The 8,087-nt window shown below is 56.2% G+C and carries 7 protein-coding genes and 1 pseudogene; 2 read left to right on the top strand and 6 right to left on the bottom strand.

The window, feature by feature from the left end; translation table 11 throughout:
* Positions 1 to 1,779 (top strand): GMC family oxidoreductase, encoded by a 1,779-nt coding sequence (locus tag JK202_RS10670; protein ID WP_211560935.1) that lies wholly within the window; start codon positions 1 to 3, stop codon positions 1,777 to 1,779.
* Entirely contained in the window at positions 1,776 to 3,089 is a 1,314-nt protein-coding gene (locus JK202_RS10675) for a cytochrome c (RefSeq protein WP_211560937.1), read from the top strand. The genes JK202_RS10670 and JK202_RS10675 overlap by 4 nt, the downstream gene beginning before the upstream one ends.
* 8 nt (positions 3,090 to 3,097) lie before the next feature.
* Here JK202_RS10675 and JK202_RS10680 read toward each other — a convergent pair whose 3' ends face one another.
* From JK202_RS10680 to JK202_RS10705, 6 genes and pseudogenes are all read right to left on the bottom strand, one after another.
* Entirely contained in the window at positions 3,098 to 4,354 is a 1,257-nt protein-coding gene (locus JK202_RS10680; RefSeq protein WP_211560939.1) for a hypothetical protein, read from the bottom strand.
* Positions 4,355 to 5,041 carry a hypothetical protein gene (locus JK202_RS10685; RefSeq protein WP_211560941.1) on the bottom strand — a complete coding sequence of 229 codons (687 nt, stop codon included), beginning with the start codon at positions 5,039 to 5,041 and terminating at the stop codon, positions 4,355 to 4,357. It lies immediately after the preceding gene.
* 4 nt (positions 5,042 to 5,045) lie between these two features.
* Positions 5,046 to 6,284, bottom strand: coding sequence for a hypothetical protein (locus JK202_RS10690; protein ID WP_211560943.1), 1,239 nt, complete (start codon positions 6,282 to 6,284; stop codon positions 5,046 to 5,048).
* Positions 6,285 to 6,325: 41 nt separating this feature from the next.
* Complete coding sequence (locus tag JK202_RS10695; RefSeq protein ID WP_249199944.1) at positions 6,326 to 7,351, bottom strand: baseplate J/gp47 family protein; 1,026 nt, start codon at positions 7,349 to 7,351, stop codon at positions 6,326 to 6,328.
* A 158-nt stretch (positions 7,352 to 7,509) separates the two neighbouring features.
* A complete protein-coding gene (locus JK202_RS10700; protein WP_211560947.1) occupies positions 7,510 to 7,869 on the bottom strand; it encodes a phage tail protein in 360 nt (119 codons plus the stop codon).
* Positions 7,866 to 8,087 (bottom strand): annotated as a pseudogene (locus tag JK202_RS10705) (baseplate assembly protein); the annotation flags it as partial. The pseudogene JK202_RS10705 and the gene JK202_RS10700, both read right to left, overlap by 4 nt.

Genomic DNA, 8,087 nt, shown 5'->3' on the forward strand with positions numbered 1-8,087 from the left:
ATGGCAAAAACACACGTCGACGCAATTATCGTGGGCGCTGGCTGGGCTGGTTCGATCATGGCCAAGGAGCTGACCGAGGCCGGGCTGTCTGTTGTCATGCTGGAACGTGGCTCTGAACGGACGACACCCGTGGAAGGCGCTTATCCGGAATCGATTGACGAGCTCCGCGGCGCCGTACGCAAACGGCTTTTTCAGAATTTGTCCCAGTCCACGGTGACGATCCGCAATACAATGGACCAGACAGCGCTACCTTACAGGCAACTTGCGGCTTTTCTACCTGGTGAAGGTGTAGGCGGTGCGGGGCTACACTGGTCGGGCGTGCATTTCCGCGTTGCACCCGAGGACCTTAGACTGCGAAGTTCTGTAATTGAACGCTATGGAGAGAAATTTATTCCCGAAGGAATGAATCTTCAGGATTATGGCGTCACCTATGAGGAACTTGAGCCCTTTTTCGATAAGGCCGAAAAGGTCTTTGGAACGTCAGGGGAAGCTTACAGGGTTCAGGGAAAAATCGTCGGAAATGGAAATGTTTTTTCTCCGGATCGTTCCGATAATTTTCCACTTCCAGCAATGACGGATACATTTTCGGCATCGATTTTCCGCGAAGCTGCGAAAAATGCAGGGTATCACCCTTATGCCCTTCCCGCCGCCAATGCGTCCCGACCGTACACAAACACCTATGGCTGTCAGATGGGACCATGTAATTTCTGCGGCTATTGCAGTGGATACGACTGTTATCTGTATTCCAAAGCATCGCCTAACGTGAACATCCTGCCCGTATTGAGGCAGGACCCGAGGTTCTCCCTCATTCCGAATGCTCATGTCCTTCGCGTCGATCTCGACAGCACCAAGACGAAGGCGACTGGTGTCACTTATATCGACACGAAAACCCGCAAGGAAATATCGCTCTCAGCCGAGTTGGTCATCCTGGGCGCATTCCAGTTTAACAATGTTCATCTGATGCTAATGTCAGGCATTGGAAAACCCTACGATCCTGTGAGCAATACCGGAACGATCGGGCGTAATTTCGTCTATCAGACCATTACATCTTCGCGCGTCTGGCTCCCATCATCGACTTATACCAATCAGTTCGTAGGGGCTGGAGGCGCTGGAGTTGCCATTGATGATTTCAACAGCATGAACTTCGACCACGGGCCTCTTGGCTTTGTGGGAGGATCGCCTATCTGGGTCAACCAGGCGGGAATGAAGCCCATTGCCGCGGCAACTGGCGCCGGCGGCGGCGGAACGCCCCGTTGGGGCTCCGCATACAAAGATGCCCTTATCAATACTTACAAGCATTCGCTCGGTATTGACGCCCATGGAAGCAACATGGCGTATCGGGATGTCTATCTGGATCTCGATCCCACCTGGAAAGATGTTTACGGACAGCCCCTGCTCCGCATGACCTTCACATGGAAGGACAACGATATCCGCATGAACCAGTATGTTGTCAGCAAGATCGAGCCAATCGCACGGGCCATGGGTGCGACAAAGATGAATCTGGTTCATCTCAACGCGGAGCAGCCCTTTGACACACGCAACTATCAGACCACCCATCTGGGGGGAGGCGCCATCATGGGAGACCATCCCCAGACGAGCGCTCTCAACCGCTATCTCCAGAGCTGGGATGTGTCCAATGTCTTCGTTATCGGATCAAACGCTTTTCCGCAGGGCATGGGATATAATCCGACAGGAATGGTGGCTGCTCTCGCATACTGGGCCGCCCATCATATCCGGACGATTTATCTGAAATCCCCCGGGCCCCTGGTGAAGATATGAAGTGGCCACTCTTCCTCGCGTGCCTTCTTGCAATCGGCTTTTCCGCGGAGGCCGAAGCGCAGGAGGCTGACAGCACCATTCTGGAAAAGGGCCGCTATCTGGCAGCCGCGTCTGACTGCGCAGCCTGTCATTCCATTCATAGAAAACCGGAATATTCCGGTGGAGTTTCTTTTTCCCTTCCCATGGGAAAAATCTATTCTAACAATATCACTCCAGATCCCGAACACGGGATAGGACGCTATACAGAAGTCCAGTTTGGACGGGCGTTGCGTGAGGGTATCCGGCGTGATGGTTCGACGCTTTATCCGGCTATGCCTTTTCCATCATATGCGCGACTGACAGACAGAGATATTCACGCCCTATTTGTCTATTTCAGGGAAGGTGTAAAGGCTGTCCCGGTTTCCCCTCCGAGGAACGAAGTTACGTGGCCGCTTTCCATTCGCTGGCCATTAATATTCTGGCGCTGGGCTTTTGCCCCCACGCCCCAAAAAGCCATTGCCAACACAGCTGGAGAATTTACCGATCCCCAGCTTGCACGCGGGGCCTATCTCATAGAAGGGCCAGCTCATTGCGGGGCGTGTCACTCCCCTCGTGCAATAACAATGCAGGAAAAGGCGCTGACTGCGCGCGATGGCAGCCTTTATCTGGCTGGTGGCAGCGCAGTGGATGGCTGGACGCCTCCGTCACTTCGTCAGGAGGACCGGACCGGACTGGGTCGCTGGAGCGAAGAGGACATCATATCATTTCTCAAAACGGGCCGTTCAAATACTGGCAGTGCCTTTGGCTCCATGACCTCTGCCGTTCTGCACGGAACTCAGAAGCTGACGGATGACGACCTGCGTGCAATGGCGCATTACCTCAAGAGCCTGCAGCCTGCCGATCGCACACAGACGCCATGGGTCTATGACCCCACAATCACCGATCAGCTCCATAAGGGAGATCTGTCATCGCAGGGCGCCCGCGTCTACGTCGATCGCTGCGCAGCATGTCACCGCACAGACGGCAAGGGTTATCCCACTGTCTTTCCCCCACTGGCTGGTAATCCTGTCATCATGCAAAAGGATCCGGTCTCAATCGTTCACATCGTTCAGAAAGGCGCATCGCTCCCGGCCATGACAGCCGCGCCATCGTCCATTACGATGCCAGCTTTCAGCCCCAAGCTCACTGACCAGCAGATTGCCGATGTCGTGACATTCATCCGCCACGCTTGGGGCAACAACGCATCTCCGGTTACAGCGGAAGACGTAAAGCAGCTCAGCAAGAGCATGCCGCCGCCGGATATGGCGGATGACGCGCTCTCGCTGAACTGAATGTTTTCTCAGGGCAAAAAGCGGTACAGGACACAGCCCTGATACCCTGTACCACCGATGGAAATGGTTCCATCGGCAGTCGCCGAATAAGAGCCGCCACCGCCTGCACCGTAACGGGTCGCATTGCGGCCGCCCTGATTGCCGCATCGCCCTGCGCCACCCCAAGGCCCATCTCCGCCATATCCGGAAAAAGTGTAGGCATTGCATTGCCCGTCACCGCCCGAGGTTCCGCTCTGGTTCCAGACCGTTCCCCCGGAAGCATTTCCACCCGTACCACCCGCAGACCCAGTCGTGGAATAAAATGTTCCACCCTGCCCACCTTCAGCCTGCAACAATGTCTGCCCATTGTAGCTGACAAGAGAGGTGCCACCGGTCTGTTCCGAACCACCGCCATTTCCTACGGTAATGGCAAGACCGTTGCCCTGGGTCGGACTGACAGCGTAAATGCCCCATGCATCACCACCACCACCACCACCTGCACCCGAAAATGAACTGACGGTCGTCGTCGCCTGCGAGGCAGCACCACCGCCACCGCCGCCAATAACACGCAACTCGACTCTGGAGGCCCAGGCCGGAACAGGAACCGAGCCATTCCCGGTCACCAGGGTCATAGGCTCCGTCGACGCCTTGAGCAGGGCGTGAGTTGCCAATTCCGGAATGGTTGGCCAGAAAACCTGCCCTGGCTCAACCGTCACCCCAGCCAGACTGCTCGCACCTTGCGGAACCGCGATCGTATAAAGCGCCACAACATATCCGCCCGCTGGCGCAGAGGGAGGCGTCGTAGCTGCCACAAGTGAAATGATGCCTGTCCTACGCACCGGCAACGCACCACCACTATTCTGAATACCAGCCTGAGTCTGCGTGGGATTACTGGCATTGAAAAACGGCAGGACGATCGGATCAGCGTCCTGCTCGAAACAGATGGCATAAACCGTATAGGTATTGCCGGCTGCGGGTAGAGTGACGGTCTGCGATGCCGTGCTGGTGTACTGACATGTCAGGGCAGTCGTATCTGCCCCAAGACCACCACCATTACCCCCAATGGTGGAAACATCCATGACGCCGGGAGCAATAATAGAGCCCGCATCAACAGTCAGGCTCAGAGTGCTGGAAGACGCCGAATATCCTAGTCCGGACGCGGCAGTGACGTTCGGACCATAAAGCATTGATGCCAGATTTCCGAACGCGGCCTTGGTATAACGCCCCGTACGCAAAAGATCCGTGTCAAGCGGGATCGATCCCGCATAAACGATTGCCCGGTCCATTTAATTTTTCACCTTGATCCAGCCGGTAACGCCCATGGCTGCCGTCTGATCGACGGCGCGGCAGACTGTTGCCAGATCTGCGGCTTTTCCCAACTGTGTTTCTACAAAGAACTGGCCCCCCTGAAGGCTACCATAGCGCAAGGCGCCGGCACCGTATCCATACCCCCCACCCATGGCAGGAGCGGATGCACAGGCAAGCGCATGGCAATCAGCAGCGTTCAGAGTTTCGATGATAACCGGCTGGACGCCGGTTGCCGCCACAATCGCATTCGTCACAGCCTGACGGGTATTGCGTTCCGCAAACAGGGAGGCACTGATTCGTTTTCGATAAACAACATCCGGCTCAGAGGTCTGACGGACCAGACCGCTTTGACCGAAATAATCGTCCGCAGCCATATCCAGAAACGTGCCAGTCATCGTTGAAAGGCGCATCTGCTGCGAACATTCCAGCATTAATTGCCAGATACCGGCCAGAACAGCACCAAACCCCCGAAGGATGGACACCAATATCGGAGCAGCTTCTTCATCCAGTCCCTGCGGCTCCGGCGGAAACCATCCTGTAGGCAACAGCCGCCGGAACCGGCCTGCAAAATCTTCTATCGAACCGGGAGCCGGGCCTGTGTCGAGGAGGATGCTCCCATCCGACGCCCGAAGAATATCCCTGCTGTCATCGTAGAGAATGCCCATCCCGTCATCCCCCGACCTGGCTGGGGCCCATCAGCGGAATACGATAATCTGCGCCATTGATGTTGATATGCAGGAAGCCACCATCTGCCACGGTCGGCATCGTGCCTCCGGCTCCGGTGACCGGGGACGTGACCTGAAGCTCTCCCCCACTTGCGGGGAAAAGACCCAGATTTCCAGACCCACCCGTCCCTTCCTGTACATAAAGCCCGGCTGCCTGCGTCCCCGCCCCGGCCTGAACCTGCAGCGCATTGGTCGGACTGGCCATGCTGGCAACAGAGAAAAGGGTTTCACCCTCGATATTGCCAAACAGGATCCCGTTATCGCTGAATTCCTGACGCATGCCGTTAGCCCGTTCCGTCACCGTAGAACGGACGAACGCCCCCACATTGGACCCCGCCACTCCGGAAACGGTCTCAGGTGTATGCCATTCAACAGCCTGGTTGCGGGCCAAAGAAACAGCTGATGCGTATCCGGAATCTTTTCCATCAGTTCCCGTCAGAGACTGGGCACCAAATACAATTCCCGTCTGCCATGAATTCGGATTCGAAACGAAAACCATTCCCGCTGCCGCATCGGAGGTACCCGAAGTCTGACCGCCACCCGCACCGAGCTGTATCCCATAAACGCCACCACCAACATTCGGCGCATAAGGTGTCGACTGGCCTACAGCAAGGCCACCAAAATTAACGGCCTCCAGTTCCATGCCGAAAGTTGGCTGATAATCCACGCCCGCCATTCGCCACGCTTCACCATAATAGGCATAGGCTGTCGTGGTCGTGGGGGTAGATGTGTCATCGGAAATTCCCCATGACGCCACTCCGATGGAGCTCGGCTGAAATCCCAGGACCGACGTACCCGTCACGGCATCGGACGTCCGTGATCCCGCAACGAATGCGCTATTACCAAACTGGGCAACCGACGCACACTGGGCATCCTGCAGTGCCCAGGGACCAATAGATGTCGCCGCCATCGTTTCCGACAGCCAATCATTCTGCGAAGAACTCGCTCTGTCACTAAGCGCAGGATTTTCCGCCGCAACACCGACCAGCAGCCGGTCCGCGAACCGCTTCACCTGCGCACCCTTGTCAGAATAGAACTGACCGCTGGCCTCAACGCTGACGGGTGCTTCGATCACCTGGGCCACGGTGGCCGTAACGGTTCGGGTTCCACTGGCATCTGCCAGAACAAGGACCTCTTCTCCCGTCAGGGACTCAAGTTTGGGATATGTATTAAAGACAGCCATGAGAATTCCTCATCCCTACGATAGAGCCAGACTCCGAATCCTCAGCCCTGAGTGACATTGATCTGAATGTTTCCGACTACGAGAGCCTGATTACCGTTTGCCGGAATATCGGCCTGTCCTCCGTTCAGCAGAACATTCAAAACTGACGTCACGGAAATTCCCGCCCCTGCATAAGCGAGATAAGAGAGACGGCTGTATGGATAGCCATCACCCACGCTCATCGCGGCAATGTCCTTCGATACAACGGACTGCAGAGCACTCACCGCCGACTGGACAGAAACAGACGACGGCACCACGACATCCATGGAAACATTCACTGTCAGAACCTGGGGGGCCTGGACACCAAACCCGACCCCAAGGGCCCGAACAGAATCAATGACTTCATAGACATCCGACAAAATCTGGTCCGAAGGCACCCCGCTTCCATCATTGACCACAGCCGTAAAATAACCGCTTCGAGCCGCTCCCGCGGCATCGATCCCATCCCGCAGGGAGTAGCTCAGATCAGTCTGAACGTTGGCAATGGCATTCCCCACCGCGGCCCTGCTGGCAGATGCCTTCGCTGCAAGCCAAAGAGGGAAACGCGCCCTCAATTGATTGTCCGTTTCTTGATCGGAACCATTTAGGAATGGTGCCGTATTCGTCACGGTATCAAGACCCGACACCGCTGTGCCCATCAGGCAGATCGCACCAATCGACACATTTCCTGCCGATCCGACCACCTGACACGAGACAGGCACCGACAGCGTCGAGACACCAGCGGCCCGCACATATCCACCAGCGGAAGCGGACCATGTCGATAAAGACTGATCCTGCGTCACGACAAAGGAGACACCCCCCACAGTGCGCACAATCACGCCGGCAGGAACAACCGCCGACTGCTCACTCGCCATAAAGGACGTAAACGTCACAAGGCCCGTTGCCGGCGTTCCTGGCAATCGGGTCATACCGAAATCATTGACGAAACTGTCGCAATCCGATCCCGTCGAAGTCGCCAGACGGGTTCGTAAAAGCGATTGCAAAACCAGATACTGCAACCACAAACCGACACCCCCGACACTTTCCATCAAGGCTCGTACGGGAGATCCGACGGAAACATCCAGCAACTGGGAACAGGAAGCCTGCGCCGTTGTCAGCGCAGTAGAAACTGTTGTGGAAAAAGAACGTAAGGAGAGAGACATCGCATCCTCGTGGAGCGGTTCAATACTGTGCCGCTCTCATCATTTCAGTAGGAAAAAGACAGGTTCTGCTGCTGTCCGGATCCGGCATCGACATAGGACACATCACATCTGCAGACGCCGATCCCCTCATCCGTCACCGTCACTGTCACTGCCTGCGATGAATCCACTCCAGCATCTGCCTGGACCTGAGCCTGAATAACAGACTCCATTGCTTCGGGCGCAATGACCTGACCAACCATCAGGGGCAGTCCCACGCCGTAATCGAGCTGCCAGATATAATTCCCGGAGACAGTCAGCAAACGCCGCAACAGGCTCTGTCTCGTCAGTTCAGTTCCGGAAACCGTCTGAAGAGTGCCCGCTTCCAGAACCAGATCGTTTCCGAAAACATGCGAAAGAGCGATCATCCAAGCGGTCCTCCCGTATTCTGGTTTCCTGCCAGATGAACATGCCCATTGAGAGAATGCTGATCCGTTCGCACATCGCCACCTGAAACCGTCAGCCCGGCGGATGTCAGGGTCATACCTGTCCCTCCAACGGAAAAACTAATTTCCCCGTCCTTCATGACGATCCGTGCATTGCCCGCCCCTGCGGCAACACCGGCTGGCCCGATATGAAGCCAACC

Source organism: Gluconobacter sp. Dm-62 (genome assembly GCF_018256155.1).
In the GTDB taxonomy this organism is placed as follows: Bacteria; Pseudomonadota; Alphaproteobacteria; order Acetobacterales; family Acetobacteraceae; genus Gluconobacter.